The following is a 386-nucleotide window of genomic DNA, read 5'->3' as shown; positions in this document are numbered from 1 at the left end:
TACCAGCTTTCTTAAAGGATTAAATATTATTTTTTTCATTGAAATGTCAATTCTATCATCTATAATATGATCATCATTTGAATCTTTATCTTTTATATTAATATTATCAAGCTTAGATAATATATTTTCAACATTCTTACTAATATGTCCAAAATTATTATTCATAACTTTAATGCTATTTTTTGCATCTAGTTTATCATTTTGTAACTCTTCTACCTTCTCGTTTATCTTACTATATTTTTGATGTAAATCAGTAAGTTCCTGCTGCATTTTCTTCTGCAGCTCTTCAACCTTTTCTGTTGAACTATCAGTACTACCTACATTTTTTGTTTCTGGTGTATGTGCTCCATTGTTATCCATTTGTCTATAACCTCCCTAAATTATAA

The 386-nt window shown here is 26.4% G+C and carries 1 protein-coding gene; it reads right to left on the bottom strand.

All coding sequences use genetic code 11. The features are described 5' to 3' along the window. A partial coding sequence (locus tag ACJDU8_RS25715) for a hypothetical protein (protein ID WP_406795027.1) occupies positions 1–360 on the bottom strand: 360 nt, incomplete at its 3' end. Positions 361–386: the final 26 nt, after the last annotated feature.

It is taken from the genome of Candidatus Clostridium eludens (genome assembly GCF_045310515.1).
In the GTDB taxonomy this organism is placed as follows: domain Bacteria; phylum Bacillota; class Clostridia; order Clostridiales; family Clostridiaceae; genus Clostridium_B; species Clostridium_B eludens.
This window is presented reverse-complemented; position numbering and strand designations above follow the sequence as displayed.